At 30.2% G+C, this 14,717-nt stretch carries 17 protein-coding genes; 9 read left to right on the forward strand and 8 right to left on the reverse strand.

The features are described 5' to 3' along the window. Positions 1-99 precede the first annotated feature (99 nt). From pstC to phoU, 4 genes are read left to right on the forward strand one after another with little or no spacing between them, the layout of a single operon-like run. Positions 100-972, forward strand: coding sequence for a phosphate ABC transporter permease subunit PstC (pstC, locus tag MEVAN_RS02160; protein ID WP_011972232.1), 873 nt, complete (start codon positions 100-102; stop codon positions 970-972). A gap of 11 nt (positions 973-983) precedes the next feature. Further along, positions 984-1,850, forward strand: a complete 867-nt coding sequence (gene pstA / locus MEVAN_RS02165; RefSeq protein WP_048059125.1) for a phosphate ABC transporter permease PstA — start codon at positions 984-986, stop codon at positions 1,848-1,850. 21 nt (positions 1,851-1,871) lie between these two features. Further along, entirely contained in the window at positions 1,872-2,627 is a 756-nt protein-coding gene (pstB, locus tag MEVAN_RS02170; RefSeq protein ID WP_011972234.1) for a phosphate ABC transporter ATP-binding protein PstB, read from the forward strand. A 38-nt stretch (positions 2,628-2,665) separates the two neighbouring features. After that, a complete protein-coding gene (gene phoU, locus MEVAN_RS02175; protein ID WP_011972235.1) occupies positions 2,666-3,352 on the forward strand; it encodes a phosphate signaling complex protein PhoU in 687 nt (228 codons plus the stop codon). A gap of 64 nt (positions 3,353-3,416) precedes the next feature. Here the strand turns inward: phoU and MEVAN_RS02180 are convergent, their stop codons facing one another. Both MEVAN_RS02180 and MEVAN_RS02185 read right to left on the reverse strand, forming a co-directional pair. Continuing rightward, complete coding sequence (locus tag MEVAN_RS02180; RefSeq protein ID WP_011972236.1) at positions 3,417-3,824, reverse strand: winged helix-turn-helix domain-containing protein; 408 nt, start codon at positions 3,822-3,824, stop codon at positions 3,417-3,419. Between the two features lie 317 nt (positions 3,825-4,141). After that, complete coding sequence (locus tag MEVAN_RS02185) at positions 4,142-5,332, reverse strand: aspartate aminotransferase family protein (protein WP_011972237.1); 1,191 nt, start codon at positions 5,330-5,332, stop codon at positions 4,142-4,144. Positions 5,333-5,539: 207 nt separating this feature from the next. On the opposite strand from MEVAN_RS02185, the gene MEVAN_RS02190 reads away from it, so the two are divergent. The 5 genes from MEVAN_RS02190 (at position 5,540) to MEVAN_RS02210 (ending at position 8,800) form a co-directional block, all read left to right on the forward strand. Then, positions 5,540-6,112 (forward strand): phospholipase D-like domain-containing protein, encoded by a 573-nt coding sequence (locus tag MEVAN_RS02190; RefSeq protein ID WP_011972238.1) that lies wholly within the window; start codon positions 5,540-5,542, stop codon positions 6,110-6,112. After that, complete coding sequence (locus MEVAN_RS02195; protein WP_011972239.1) at positions 6,109-6,765, forward strand: TfuA-like protein; 657 nt, start codon at positions 6,109-6,111, stop codon at positions 6,763-6,765. Before MEVAN_RS02190 ends, MEVAN_RS02195 begins: the two co-directional genes overlap by 4 nt. A 34-nt stretch (positions 6,766-6,799) precedes the next feature. Continuing rightward, on the forward strand, positions 6,800-7,246 hold the full coding sequence (gene pyrI / locus MEVAN_RS02200; protein WP_011972240.1) for an aspartate carbamoyltransferase regulatory subunit: 447 nt from the start codon (positions 6,800-6,802) through the stop codon (positions 7,244-7,246). Between the two features lie 116 nt (positions 7,247-7,362). Beyond that, positions 7,363-8,451: an ADP-forming succinate--CoA ligase subunit beta gene (gene sucC, locus MEVAN_RS02205; RefSeq protein WP_011972241.1), complete on the forward strand. Its 1,089-nt coding sequence runs from the start codon at positions 7,363-7,365 to the stop codon at positions 8,449-8,451. Positions 8,452-8,464: 13 nt separating this feature from the next. Next, positions 8,465-8,800, forward strand: coding sequence for a hypothetical protein (locus MEVAN_RS02210; protein ID WP_011972242.1), 336 nt, complete (start codon positions 8,465-8,467; stop codon positions 8,798-8,800). 1 nt (position 8,801) lies between these two features. Here the strand turns inward: MEVAN_RS02210 and MEVAN_RS02215 are convergent, their stop codons facing one another. From MEVAN_RS02215 to MEVAN_RS02240, 6 genes are all read right to left on the reverse strand, one after another. After that, on the reverse strand, positions 8,802-9,071 hold the full coding sequence (locus MEVAN_RS02215) for a signal recognition particle subunit SRP19/SEC65 family protein (protein ID WP_011972243.1): 270 nt from the start codon (positions 9,069-9,071) through the stop codon (positions 8,802-8,804). A 339-nt stretch (positions 9,072-9,410) separates the two neighbouring features. Then, positions 9,411-10,523, reverse strand: coding sequence for a DUF373 family protein (locus MEVAN_RS02220; RefSeq protein WP_011972244.1), 1,113 nt, complete (start codon positions 10,521-10,523; stop codon positions 9,411-9,413). 129 nt (positions 10,524-10,652) lie between these two features. Next, the gene (locus MEVAN_RS02225) at positions 10,653-11,819 is read right to left on the reverse strand and encodes a hypothetical protein (protein ID WP_011972245.1); all 1,167 of its coding nucleotides are present in this window, start codon (positions 11,817-11,819) and stop codon (positions 10,653-10,655) included. Next, positions 11,806-12,879 (reverse strand): oligosaccharide repeat unit polymerase family protein, encoded by a 1,074-nt coding sequence (locus MEVAN_RS02230; protein WP_048059222.1) that lies wholly within the window; start codon positions 12,877-12,879, stop codon positions 11,806-11,808. The genes MEVAN_RS02225 and MEVAN_RS02230 overlap by 14 nt, the downstream gene beginning before the upstream one ends. A 5-nt stretch (positions 12,880-12,884) precedes the next feature. Continuing rightward, positions 12,885-13,637 (reverse strand): TrmB family transcriptional regulator sugar-binding domain-containing protein, encoded by a 753-nt coding sequence (locus tag MEVAN_RS02235; RefSeq protein WP_011972247.1) that lies wholly within the window; start codon positions 13,635-13,637, stop codon positions 12,885-12,887. Between the two features lie 80 nt (positions 13,638-13,717). Next, positions 13,718-14,656, reverse strand: coding sequence for a transketolase family protein (locus MEVAN_RS02240; protein WP_011972248.1), 939 nt, complete (start codon positions 14,654-14,656; stop codon positions 13,718-13,720). Between the last annotated feature and the right edge of the window lie 61 nt (positions 14,657-14,717).

The raw sequence follows: 14,717 nt of genomic DNA on the forward strand, positions 1-14,717 counted from the left end.
TAATTATTTGAAAAATGAATTTTTAGATATTAATTAGATTATTAGCATTATATCGTTAGATTCCTGTTATTATTATAATTTACAACTCCGGTGAAATAAATGCGTAAAAATACTGCTGAAGCACTAATCGAATCTGTAATAAAATTAAGCGCACTTTTATCAAGTGCAGTTATTTTTTCAATGGTGCTTTTTTTAATAGTAAGCAGTTTACCTGTTTTTAATACAGTTAGTCCAATAGATTTTATATTTGGACTTGATTGGAACCCATTTAGAGGATTTTATGGAATATTTCCAATGATTGTCGGTTCATTTTTAGTTACAATCCTTGCATTAGCATTTGCAATACCGTTAGGAGTAGGTTGTGCAATATTTTTAGCGGAACTTGCACCTAAAAAAATTCAAAAGATATTAAGGCCGTCAATTGAAATTTTAACCGCAATTCCATCAGTAGTTTACGGTTTTGTTGGAATGGTTCTTTTTGTTCCATTGATAAGGGACATATTCAATACAAATCCGGGCTACAGCTGGTTTTCTGCATCGATAATTCTTGGAATTATGATTTTACCAACAATTACAGTTATTTCAGAAGATGCAATAAATTCAGTACCTTACCACTTAAAAGAAGGAAGTCTTGCATTAGGGGCCACGAGATGGCAAACGGTTAAAAAAGTAATTCTTCCAGCTTCATTAAGTGGCATTATTTCTGGAATAATTTTAGGGATGGGTAGAGCTATTGGCGAAACTATGGCTGTACTAATGGTTGCTGGAAACTGGGCATTAATTCCTACATCAATTTTTGATCCAGTAAGGCCTTTAACGTCCCATATTGTTTTAAATATTAAAGAAACGGCATCTGGAAGCCCAATATATTATGCAATGTTTGCAACAGGGCTCGTATTATTTTTAATGGTACTTATTTTGAATATAATTTCCCAGTACGTAAATAAAAAATACCGAATAAAATGGGATTAACAGGTGGAACTTTGAATGACGCTAAAAAAGCAAAAATTGAGGAAAAAATCGTATTTAGTATATTCTACCTGTTTGGATTCTTAGTTATAGGAATTCTTTTTACTATTGTGGGTTACGTGTTTTTAAACGGCATTGGGGTCATAAATATGGAGTTTTTCTTTGGGGACTCAAACCCGCTAAAAGTAATCCTTGGAATTGAAAGAACTTTTGACGGAATTTGGAATTCAATTATTGGAACGCTTGCATTAGTTATTTTAGCAGTCCTACTATCAATTCCATTTGGCATATTTGGAGCAATTTACCTTCAAGAATATGCAAAAGATAATCTCCTTACAAAAATTATAAGGTTTTCATCAGACAGCCTTGCAGGACTCCCTTCAATAGTTTTTGGCCTTTTTGGATATGCAATTGCAATAAAAACAGTTGGCCCATCGCTCCTTATTGGGGGACTTACTCTTTCGTTTATGATACTGCCAATAATTATACGGGCAACTGAAGAGGGATTAAAATCAGTTTCGCCAGGACTTAGGGAAGCAAGTCTTGCATTAGGGGCTACAAAATGGCAGACTATATTAAAAGTCGTAATTCCATCAGCACTCCCCCAAATTATTACCGGAATTATTCTTGCAATGGGTAGATGTGCCGAAGAAACTGCTGCAATAATATTTACTGCTGCAACTGCATTTTCGTTTGGATTGGGGCTATTTAACAGGGTTGAAACTCTTTCATTTAGTCTCTATATTATTGCAACAGAATATTCAAATGCTGAAGAGCTCAAACTAGCGTATGGAATTGCACTAGTTTTAATCACGATTATGTTTATACTATTTGGAATTGCAAATATTATTAAAAATAAATTTAAGCTTTCACATGGCTAAAAATTCTTTAAGGTGCAGTTTATGAATATAAAAATGGATTCAAAAAATGTAAATTTGTGGTATTCAGAAAAACAGGCTTTAAATAATATAAATCTTCCAGTTTATGAGAACAAAATTACTGCATTAATTGGGCCAAGTGGCTGTGGGAAGTCCACGTTTTTAAGGTGCCTAAATAGAATGAATGACTTAATTACGAACGTAAAAATTACTGGGCAAATCACTCTTGACGGGAAAAATATTTATGAAAAGGATGTAGACGTTGTAGAACTTAGAAAACGTGTTGGAATGGTTTTTCAAAAGCCAAACCCGTTTCCAATGACAATTTACGAAAATATTGCATATGGCCCAAAAATTCACGGAATAAGTGATAAAAAGACTCTTGATGAAATTGTTGAATGGGCATTGAAAAAATCAGCACTTTGGGACGATGTAAAAGATGATCTTAAAAAATCTGCCCTAAAACTTTCAGGCGGGCAACAACAAAGACTTTGTATTGCACGAACGATTGCAGTAAAACCTGATGTAATTTTAATGGATGAACCTTGTTCTGCACTAGATCCAATTTCAACGCTAAAAATAGAAGATTTAATGGTTGAACTAAAAAAAGAGTATTCTATCGTAATAGTAACTCATAATTTACAGCAGGCAAGCAGGGTCTCTGACTATACTGGATTCTTCATGCTTGGAGACTTGATTGAATTTAACAGTACTGATAAACTCTTTGTAGAACCAAAAGAAAAGAAAACTGAGGATTACATTAGTGGAAGATTTGGATAATTTAGTATTACGTTATAATTTTAAATTCCGGTGATACCATGGTAAGAAACGAATTCTCTAAGCAGATGGAATTAGTTGAAAATTTAGTTCTTGAAATGTCAAAAATGTGCAAAAAATCGCTTGAAGATGCAATTTTGGCATTTACAACTTCAGATAAGAATCTTGCAGAAATTGTAAAAAATGGCGATGATGAAATAGATTTAAAAGAAATGGAAATTGAAGAAAAGTGTATTTCGCTAATGGCTCGCCAACAGCCCGTTGCAGGCGATTTAAGAGAAATTTTAACAGTTATTAAAATTATTTCAAAACTTGAAAAAATAGGAGATATGGCATCTAGAATTGCAAAAACGACAATAAACTCTGAAAATAATTATTTAAGGTCTAAAAATAGTTCTACCATAATATTAATGGGCGAAATGCTTCAAAAAATGCTTGAAGATTCCACCTGTTCGTTTAAGTCTAGAGATTTAAAACTTGCAAAAGAGGTATATTTTTCAGATAAGAAAATAGATGAATTATATAAAACGCTTTATCGGGAAATGACGTGCCATATGATTGAAAATCCGAAGACTATCGGGGAATCTAGTGACTTTTTGATAGTTGGAACATATCTTGAAAGAGTTGGAAACATCTGTGCAAGTATTGGTGATAGGACTGCTTATATGGTAACTGGAGAAAGAATAAAAGAAGAAGAATTTGAAGGAAAAATTGATAAAAAATCTTAAAAAAATAATATTTTCAAAAGTTTAAATAAATTAAATTTTTGAGCATTGAAATTAAAAAATTAAGTTATTCAGTATATTTTTCATCAACAACAATTTTTACAGGATTTGATGAAACACCTTCTTTTCCGGATTCTAATTTTCTATCAACCATTATCAGGTCATTTAACTTTTCCTGAATACTTTTTGAAATTTTTCTAACTATTTCAGAAGGAGCTGCTGCAGTATACAAATACGGCTTTTTACCGAGTCCTTCCTTATCCATCTTTTCTCTTGAAACGTAGCCAGTATTATACATTTCTAAAATAGATTCCCTTACTGTTGAAGGATATATTCCTGTTCCGTCTGCAATATCATCAACAGTGCTTTTATCATATTTTCTTAGGTAAATATATATTTTTGCCCTAACTTCGCTAGACATCAAGTTAGCTAGATTTTCTATTAATTTACGATCTACATTTTCTATTGTATTCACTATTTATCGCCCCCGATAAAACATTCGAAAAGTTAACAAATGTTAGTCCTTTCAAAGTACCCCCACTTTAAAAGTCCTAAATATATATCTAAATAAAATAAGATATAAAGCTTTTGTATTGTCAACTATCATTTAAAAAAAGATTAAGCGTAATTTATAAAGTAATTTACTTTTTAAAGCAAATTAAAAGATAATCTATTAAAAAACCTTAAAAATGATGGTATAAGTGATATCTTAATGTTAATACAATGTTATTAAAATAAATTGTATTTTAATTTAAAATAAATTTATATTTATATTTATATTTATATTTATATTTATATTTTTGAAAATACATCATCAAGACTTGATACCATTCCATCAATATGCTCTTTTTGAATAATTAATGGAGGTAAAAATCTTAAAACCGTATCTGAAGTACAGTTTATAAGGTAACCTTGTTTAAACATTTCCTGAACGATGTTTGAACCATTGAAACTCAATTCAAGTCCCGTCATAAGTCCAATTGATCTAACTTCCCTTACAAAGTCATATTTTTCTTCAATTTTCTTCAATTTATCAGTAAAATAAACGCCCATTTCGTTCGTATTATTTAAAAGTTCTGAAATTAAATTAATTGAAGTAATTGCAGTAGCGCATGCAAGAGGATTTCCTCCAAAAGTAGTACCATGGCTTCCAGGAGTAAACGCATTTGAAACTTCGTCTTTTGCAATCATTGCACCAATTGGGATTCCGCTACCAAGTGCCTTTGCTAATGTTATTATATCGGGTTTTACACCGTAATGTTCAAATGCAAACATTTTACCAGTTCTTCCAAGCCCGCACTGTACCTCATCAAATATCAAAACAATATTTTTATCATCACATAACTCACGAACAGCTTTTAAATATTCTTGGTCTGCAATATGAATTCCACCTTCGCCCTGAACTGGCTCTATCATTATTGCTGCGGTTTTATTTGAAATGGACTCTTTTAATTTTTCTATATCATTAAAAGGAACATGCTTAAATCCTGTCGGTAATGGATCGTAACCTTCCTGATACTTTGGTTTAGGGGTTGCAGTAATCGTTGTTAGGGTTCTACCGTGGAATGCATGCTCCATTGTAATAATTTCCCCTTCTTTTCCAAAAGCTTTTGAATACTTTCTTGAAAGTTTTATTGCAGCTTCGTTTGCCTCCGCACCGCTGTTACAAAAGAATGCTTTATCAAGCCCACTTATATTCACGAGTTTTTTTGCAAGATTTACTTGGGGAATATTATAGTATATATTTGAAACGTGAATAAGTGTTTCAGCCTGCTTTTTAATTGTTTCAACAATTTTAGGGTGACAGTGTCCAACATTGTTTACAGATATTCCTGAAAGAAAATCAACATAACTATTTCCATTAATATCATATACATTCATTCCATCCCCTTTTACGAGAACTGCTGGAACTCTTCCATACGTATTTATGACATATTTACTTTCTTCAAGGATTACATTATCCATTTCTTGATTACTAAGCATAATATCACCATAAAAATTAAATTAGTACATTTTAAAATAATTAGACATTTTTACTTCACTTACTAATAAAAACATATTTTTAGAAATTAATTAATACAATCATGTTTAAAAATATATTGTTTTTTAAAAAAATTAAATTTTAATAAAATTCGTTATAATTTGTTAAATATTTAAAATATGTAAAAAATGAAAGAGTTAGGGATTTTAATGGAATTTTTAAGTAATATATATCCATATATTGCCATTTTAAATTTTTTGATGTTATCCATGCTTTTTATCCTGTTTATAAAATATTCAAGCCTTTTAAGGAATTCTTTTAAATATTCGTATAGTAAAGTCTGTCCTGATGATAGAATTGAAGTTTTAAATGATGAAAAGTACTATTACTATATACTAAATAAAATAAAATCTGCAAAACGTGAAATTAATATAATAATGTTTTCGATATATAAAAGTGAAAAAACAGCAGAATTAATAAATGAGCTAATAGAAGCACGTAATCGAGGAGTTATGGTTCGTGTAATCTTGGAAGAAGACGTTGGCTCAAATATCCTTGCACAAAGTCGCCTTTCAAGCAAAAAAGTCCTTGTAAAATTTCACGATTCAAAAAAGACCCACAACAAATTTATTATAATTGACGATACAGTAATAGTTGGGAGCCACAACTGGACTGACAAGGCACTTTTTCAAAACAAAGAGTCCAGTATAGCTTTAATTAATAAAGTCGTTTTAGAGGAAGAGAAACGCTATTTTGAGTTATTATGGGGTGCTTCTGAATGAAAGTAGCAATTTTTTCAAAATTAACAGTTAAAGAAAACGAAATAAGGAGTATTATGAAATATTTTGATGTTGACATATATCCTCCAATAAAAAGAGGAGATTTAACTTTTGAAAAGATGAAAGAATACGGCGTTATAGGAATAATTGACGGGTGCTTTTTACAAAATACTGCTGTATCCCATAGGGAGATATTAAAAATCATGGAAAATGGAGTAAAAGTATTCGGTTCTGGATCAATGGGTGCTTTAAGGGCTTCAGAACTCGATACGTATGGAATGATTGGAATTGGGAAAGTTTATTATAAGTACAAATCAGGAATTGTTTTTGATGACGATGAAGTTGCTGTAACTTTTGATGAAAACTTAAATCAGATAACTTTTTCAATGGTAAGTTTTAGGGAAATGGTAAATAGTGCATTAGTTGAAGGAATAATAACTAAAATAGACGCACAAAATATTATAGATGCTGGAAAAAATTTATATTACCCATTAAGGACGTATGAAAATGCAATTAAAAAGGCAGGAATTTTAGAGGATAAAAAAGAAACGCTACTAAATTACCTTGAAAAACAAGAAGATATTAAAAGAAAAGATGCTTTTGAAATGATTTCAAAGATAATTGAATATGTAAACTGCAATATAAATATAGTTTAAGAACTTTAAATTTTTATCAAAAATAGGTGGAGCCATGAAAGTGGAACTAAAGGTAAAACCAATAGAAAATGGTACGGTAATAGACCATATCGAAAGTTCTAAAGCCCTAAAGGTTTATGACTTACTAAAAATTAATGAAAGTATGCCCGTAACTTTAGCACTTAATGTATCTTCAAAAAAAGGCAGTTTAAAAGATATTTTAAAAATTGAAGGTCTTGCACTTTCAAAAGCAGATGTAAATAAAATTGCCCTAGTATCTCCAAACGCAACCATAAATATCATAAAAGACGGTAAAGTAGTATCTAAATTCAAAGTAGGCATTCCAAATAAAATTGATGGAATAGTAAAATGCACAAATCCAAACTGCATTACAAATAAAGAAGGCATAAAAAGCAAATTTACAGTTGAACAAAAAGACACATTAAAAATAAGATGCGACTACTGTGAAAAATTTATCAATTCTATAATCATATCAAGATAATTAATATAAAGATAATTAATACCACAGTTAATTTAAAAGTAATTTTATACATTAATCAAATTTTTATATTTTAGCCGATATATTATTACTGAAACGAGATTATGTTGGTGATTTTCATGAAATTACACGAATACGAAGCAAAAAGAATTTTCAATGAAAATGGAATACCCATACCAAAAGGAATTGTTACAAAAACTAAATTAGAGGATATTGAAGGCCCAGTTGTAATTAAAGCACAAGTTTTAGTTGGGGGAAGGGGTAAAGCAGGCGGAATTTTATTTGCAGATACATTAAATGAAGCAAATTCAAAAATAGAATCTTTAATTGGAAAAGAAGTGAAGGGTGAACATGTAGAGTCGCTTTTAATTGAAGAAAAGATTAAAATCTTAAAGGAATACTATGTTGGAGTTGTAGTTGATAGAAATGAGAAAAATAACGTAGTTATCTTTTCAACTGAAGGCGGGGTAGATATCGAGGAAATTGCAAGGACGTCCCCTGAAAAAATTATAAAATACCCTGTTGAAGCAGGTAGTGAATTTTTACCCTACAATGCAAGAAATATGCTTAAAAAAGCAGGTTTAAGTTCTGAAGAAATACCAAAAGTTGCAGATATAATATGTAAGGTATATTCTGCATTTAAAAAAATGGATGGAGTACTTGCAGAAGTAAATCCGCTTGTAATTACAAGTGAAGGGAAAATTCTAGCTGCAGATGCTGTTTTAAATGTTGATGATGATGCATACTTTAAACATTCTTACATGGAATTTGAAGAATTTAAAAAACAAGAAAAGTCAGAATTTGCATACGTTGAGCTCGATGGAGATATTGCAGTTATAGGGAACGGTGCTGGGCTTACACTTGCTAGTATGGACGTTGTAAAGGAATTTGGTGGAAATCCTGCATGCTTCTTAGATATTGGCGGGGGGGCCACAAGAGAAATTGTAAAAAGTGCACTTTTAAAGGCTACTGCTAGAAATAGTGTTAAGGGCGCATTTATAAACATCCTTGGAGGAATTACAAGGTGTGATGAAGTTTCAAAGGGAATAGTAGATGTTTTAAAAGAAAAGCCGGAACTTAAATTTGCAGTAAGAATGATGGGAACCAATGAAAAAGAAGGAAGGGAAATACTAACGAAAAACAATGTAAGTTATGAAAATTCAATGGAAGATGCCGCAAAAGCACTTACAAAGATAATAAACAATTAAAAAATTTAAAGGCGTGGTCTTTTTGTTTAGCCTGTATCGAAAAAAGAAGGAAACTGTTGTATCACGGGAAAAATACGAAAATATCAAAAAAATATACTTAGATACTAAAAAATCGTATTTAGACTTAGAATCCAAATATAAACATGAAGTCCACACGAATAACCAATTAAAAGATATTTTATCTAAAAAAGACATGGAACTTGAATATTTACATCATAAGCTAAACGAACTTTATGAAAAATATAAAGACTTATCAAAAGATTATGATAAATTAGAAAAAAGAACAAATTTTTTATTATCTGAACTTGAAATTAAGGAATCAGAAAACTCTAAAAAGCCTACAAAATAATTTACTTCATTCTTTTACAAAGTTCTTTTAAAAAGTCAAGTTTTGACGTCTTTTCATCAATGGTTACTTTTAAGTAACCGCATATTTCCCACGGCTCTTTTGGATAACTTTTTTTATTATCTATTGAATATTCATGACCCATTTTTTCAATTATGCTTACAATATCTTTTAGTTTAGGGTTTAATACTCCAAAACTTTTTGGAACCTTCCTACCTTCGTTTTTAGTCCTTTTTAAGTCGAAGTATGCTGGCCAGATTACAATTTCTTTCATAAGATTTCACCATTTCTTCCAATTTATCCATTTTTCCCGTAAATATCCTGAAAACTAAATTAATACAAGTGAAATAGCAGTAACAATAAAAAATCATTATGCGTGATTTAAAAGAAGAATATATTCAAAATTCATGCCATATATTCTCCTAATCCATACCGAAACTGCAAATAAGTTATAGCAATTGTTAAAATTCATTGAATAGTTCTGCTTTACATTTTCAGTTGAAGTGATAAATCAACCAATTAGAGAAAGCAGTTTTTCGATATGTAGTTTCCATATCACTTAACTGTAAAATACCGTAATAAAGGTTTTCAAATTTTCATCATCTTCTCAACGTTACTCTTCTGTTTTTTGTGATATTTTAGATTTTTTGGGCCCGTGAAATAATACAACGGAAAGTATAATCAATATCGAAATATATGCAATAATATACATTGCAAGGGTCGTAAATTCAAAAGCTACTCCAGTTAAATATTCTGAGGAAATTAAAAACATCTGTCTTAACATAAATGCCAAAATTACATTAAAAAATAGCTTTTTTAAAAGGGAAAGTATACTTTTTTCAGTATGTATTAAGTCATCTATAAAATTAACCGTTACTAAAACCAAAAATCCAAGCGTTAAAGGGTTTGCAAGGTTAAAAAGGAATTTTCCAAAAAATATTGCAAGTTCAGGGTCTTCCGATACCTTGTATGAATAGAGTATACCCACTATAACTATTAAATATCCTAAAATATTCCCAAATGGAGATAATTTTCCAAGTTCAAGTCCTTTCCTACTTTCTTTAAGCATTTTTTTAATTGATTCGACTAATCCGACTCCTTCTGAGAGAATATATATCCCGATTAACCCTGAAATTATTCTCCAGCCTAAATCTGAAAATAATGCATAAAGTATCATTGCAAAACCAATCGATGTGAATATCAAGGGGATATATTGAGACATTGTCTTTTTTATAAATTCCTGCATAAGATAGTAAGTTGATTCTAATGACTCGTTTTGCTTAATCACTATTCTTTTTTTCCATACAAACACGTCTTTTAATTCAAGGTACTTTAAAACAAGTTCATCTTCTTTTCCATCTGAAACAAGGTAAATAAAGTCCGGCTCATATAAATATATTAAAAAATCGAGTTGTTCTTTTATTCTAATTGCACATACTTCAGACTCTACATCAATATCTCCTGAAACTGTTGCAATTTCTACGTCCTTTCCTTCCTTTTTCAGGTAATCGTAGTGCTGAACTCCGCCAAGTATGGAGTTTAAATCACTATCTCCTGGATCAGTCAAACCTAAACGCACAGCTGCATTAATATTATCCTCCCTACCAAGTATCGGGGTTCTTATATTTGCTTTTCTTCCTATATCGTCGTCCATATCAACAACAATAATAATATACTTTTTGTCTTCAGGAACATTATCTTTGCCGATATCTTTTATTGATACCATTATTATCACTTTAACATTGAAATAACAAATAAATAAATCTTTTATTTTAGTTATTTTAGTTATTTTAATTTATAAGTAGCTTAGATGTTAATTTAGGGGAAATTAGAAGATGGTTCATAGCGTAATTACTTATGCAGATATTTCAGATTTTTTAGAAAGGGATTCAGAAACATATAAAAACATTAACATAACGACCAAAAAACCGTAATTAATGCCTATTTCGCACATTGATAAAAGTACTGCACCATATATTGCGTATATCTTAGTATCACTTTTTTTATATATTAACTTACTTATAATTCCAAATATTAGGGTAAATATTAAGCCGAAATACCCCATTTCAAGGTAAAGTGGGCCAAACATTGTTGAAGTAATGTTGTGGGTATACCCATAGATAATATTTCCAATTTGTGATTCCCCTCCCGGCATAAATACGATTTTTCCAAAAAATACCTGTGGGACTGAAAGTATTTTATTTAACGTCATTAGATCAAAATAAGCCCTATAAGAAAGTATTTCAATAAAATTTAGCGTCCAAATTTGGCCAGATGATGCAAGGATTATTTTTGACATCAAACCTAAAAATAATAGGGAAACTAAACCTATAAAAAATATTTTTACCGCACCTATTTTTTTAAGCCTATATTTGTAGAGTAAATATGCACTAACTAACCCGATTACATTTGCCTTATAGCCCGTAAGAGTTATAAGTACAAAAGATATTAAAAAATACCAAAAATTAAAAAAACTTGCAAATATAAGTGCTCCTGACGAAATAAGTCTTAAAGGGTCATTTGAAATTGACATTCTAACTCCATAATCAAGTATTGGAATTTTACCTGTTGTTAAAACCAGTATAATAAATGAAAACACGCCAATTGATAGGGTTATTTTCCCAATATCTTTAGAATTATAGTATTTTATAAAAATTTCAAGAATAATAACTACAATTCCCAAAATTATTATTGTAAATATTATGCTGTTTGAAAGTAAAAATATGCCGTAAAATGTCGTTAAAATAACTAAAATCCAAGAAATTAACTTTAAATCCAGTTTTTCTAATTTACCAATTTTTAAATTATTAAACAAAAACGGTATTGAAAATACAAAAATATTCCCAAATACAAATAAAAACATTTTAAAAAGCGAATTTAGTCCAAATTCTCCATAGTATGGAATTGCAAGAACAAATAAAAACAAATGTCCGAGTGATATAATTACCACAGGATTATCAAGTTCAAAATGAAATTTAGAATCAATTTTTAAAGCTAAATTATTAAATTTATTTTTTAACATTTAAAATCCCCTTAAAAATGCCGTTTAATGATAAAATTGCCCCCAATAAATAAACCATAATTACATCAAAGTCCAATATTCCTGTTTCTATCCCAATAAGAAAATATGCCGCCATTATTGAATAAACTCCAAGATATGCCCCTTTTAAACATTCGCCTATTTTTTGAGAAATTCCAAGAAGTAACCCGAAAATTCCAAAGTAAGGAATAATTCCAAGTATTCCAAAATCCATTAAAACTGCTCCAAATATTGTAGGTGTTATTGTAACTCCAGTAATTCCAATACTGTTTGCAATTAACGTTCTTGGGCCAAATCTAGAACCGGGAATTATACCGTATGATGAAAATATAGATGTATGAATAATTCCTTCATAAGTTCCGGTAAAATTATTAACAATTACATCAAGTACGCTCATTGTAAGGCTTATTCTTGAAGTTATCGGGTTTCCACCAATTCCAAGTACGGAATGTCTCAAAAATGAAAGCCCAAAAGTAACTATAAAAAGTACTAAAAATGAATAAACTAGTGCATTATTTTTTATTCTTTTTGAATAATAAAGTGAAAATACGGTTGAAAGTAATAACAAAATTACTTGCGTCCGATATCCTAAAAGCATGATTAGAGCAGAAAATGCTACCGAATATAAAACTATTCTTTTAAGGCTTAATTTTGAACTTGAAATGGCTATTGCAAATCCTAATGGTAACATATGAGATAATGCAGTATAAAGAACATTTAAAAACTTTCTTGATACTGGATCAAATAATGGAACTCCCCTAACCCATAATAAGTCTAAAATCGTAAATAATACGCCGATAAATATAAGGAAAATGCCGAATAAATAATGCTTTTTAAAATCTATTTTATATGGCTTAAATTCAAGGTTTTTAAGTAGTTTTTTTCCAGAAATAAATGAAATATAAAAGAAAAAGCTTGAAAAAAGTACAATTAGTGATGTAGATCCTGAAACACTTGAAAATAATACGAATAAAGAAGATAATATAACGAAAATGTGGTGGGGGCCAACTTTTAAATCCTTAAAATCTATAAAATTTTTCATAGTTATTACATCCATGTTGCTACTTTTGCATTTTCGTAATTACTCATATTTATTTCACTTTTTGTCTCATTTAAAATAATACTAACTGTAAGATTAGAAGTTACAATTTTTTCGACATCAATTATGTCATCAAGGTTTTTAAGGTCATTTAAGTTCAATCTTCCTTTTAAAATTAATCCCCCGTCAACAAAATTAATTTTTGGGGAATTTGTTTCAGATTTAAAGTAATTCATTATTTTTAACTGTTCTGTTGGAGTAAATGACTTTGAATCTACTGCAAAAGTACCATCAAGAATAATTGCCAAAACAGTTACTTCATTTTGGTCTAAACTAATTTTTTTAGAAATATCTGAAAAAGAAGTTCCAGTTATCGATTCGATATTGTACCTTAAAAGTGTATTTCCAAGGGGCCTTAAATAAATTTTATTTGCTGCAATATTTTCACTTGAAGCAAGCTTTCCGCCAATGGTTATTTCTCGATCATTATATAATGCGGTGATAGTCCCACCTTTTGCAGACAAAATCTGTACTGTATCTGAAAATTCTAAACCATCTAACGTGTACCTTCCTTCGATATTTGCATAGAGGGGAAATCCTTTGGTAAGGATGGTCTCTGAAACCCATGCACATTTGTACATTTCTTCACCGTCAAAAACGTATCTTTGTGAAGTAGGTGTTAAAAAATTATAGCCTATTGCAACGGTAGTAGCTACAATTGATACTACCACTAAAAGTTCCAAAATTCCAATTTTTTTCATAACGCTACCTTTAAAATAATTAATTAAAATATAATTAAGATTATGGCAATATCATTATATGAAAAATGCAAATAAAAATATTATGGATTAATTTTAGAAAGAATTGATTTTGCAATTGATTCTGAATCAAGTTTATAGTATTTTAAAAGTTCTTCTGCTTTTCCAGATTTTCCAAATTCATCGTTTATCCCAATTCTAAATAACTTTTTGTTTAATCCTTCTTCAGATATTACTTCCGAAATTGCACTACCAAGGCCCCCTATTATACTGTGGTCCTCTACTGAAACAATAAAATTTTTTGAATTTCTAATTGCTTCTCTATCGATTGGCTTGATTGTTGAAATTGCAATTACTTCTGCTGAAACGTTGTTTTCGCTTAATATTTTGCTTGCATTGAGTGCTTCTGAAACAAGCTCCCCTGTTGCAATAATTGTTAAGTTAGTTCCTTCTTTTAATGTTTTTGCTTTTTTAAATTCAAACTTAGCTTCTTCTTCGTTTTCAAAAATAACTTCCGTGTTTCCTCTCGGCATTCTAACATAGACTGGCCCGTTATAACTAACTGCCCATTTTATTGCACTTTTTGTTTCAAAATAGTCTGATGGAGAAATTACAACCATGTTTGGAATTGCACGAATTATTGCAATGTCTTCCGTCATTTCGTGAGATGCCCCATCTTCACCAACCGTAATTCCAGCATGGGTTGCACATATTTTAACATTTAAATTAGGGTAAGCAATTGAATTTCTAATCTGTTCCCATGCCCTTCCGGTTGCAAACATTGCAAAAGTTGATGCGAAAACAATTTTTCCAGTCCTTGATAAACCTGCTGCCATTCCAATCATGTTTTGTTCTGCAATTCCTGCATTAAAAAACCTTTTTGGAAATTTTTTTGCAAAAATACTCGTTTTTGTTGAGCCTGATAAATCCGCATCTAAAACTACAATATTTTCATTAGATGCACCAAGTTCGGCCAAAATTTCACCGTATGCATCCCTCATTCCTTTTTTTGTACCTATCATTAAGCGTCACCGTTAAAAGTTTAAATTTATTAAGTAATAGTGTAAGAAATGTAAATAAAGT

The sequence above is a fragment of the Methanococcus vannielii SB genome, from assembly GCF_000017165.1.
GTDB lineage: Archaea > AGJL01 > Methanococci > Methanococcales > Methanococcaceae > Methanococcus > Methanococcus vannielii.